1 protein-coding gene is annotated in these 439 nt (G+C 53.5%); it reads right to left on the reverse strand.

Going from position 1 to position 439, the window contains the following annotated elements; all coding sequences use genetic code 11:
* Window positions 1-439 (reverse strand): Ig-like domain-containing protein (locus F7Q90_RS26815; RefSeq protein WP_249042850.1); only part of this gene is annotated, 439 nt, incomplete at both ends.

Consider the following 439-nt stretch of genomic DNA (forward strand, 5'->3'; position numbering starts at 1 on the left):
TCATATTATCGCCAACGACGCCACTGTCATTAACCAGTTCGATCTTATTGATCGTGATGTCGGTATCGACTGTGACCGACAGTGGCGCAGAATAGCGAATATTACCCGCCTCATCTTCCACTTTCACTGTCAGTGTATAGCGACCATCACCCCAGACGTTGTCCGGCGTGAAATGCCAGCGGCCATCCGTGCCTCGGGTTGCCGTCAATACCTCCTTGATGCTGCCATGCTGGATTTCTACCGTGACGAAGCGCGCATCTGAGTCAATATTGCCCAGTAAAAATGTCGGTTTATTAACGTTGGTCAGATCATCGCCTTTGGTTCCGCTGTCATCCGCGTTGTCCAGCGTGATGGTCGGGACCAACAGGGTGGTGTCAACGGTAAAGTCCAGCGTCCGCGTCGCCGTGTTGCCCGCCACGTCGGTGACTTTCACAGTCAG

This window comes from Pantoea stewartii subsp. stewartii, from assembly GCF_008801695.1.
Taxonomy (GTDB): Bacteria; Pseudomonadota; Gammaproteobacteria; order Enterobacterales; family Enterobacteriaceae; genus Pantoea; species Pantoea stewartii.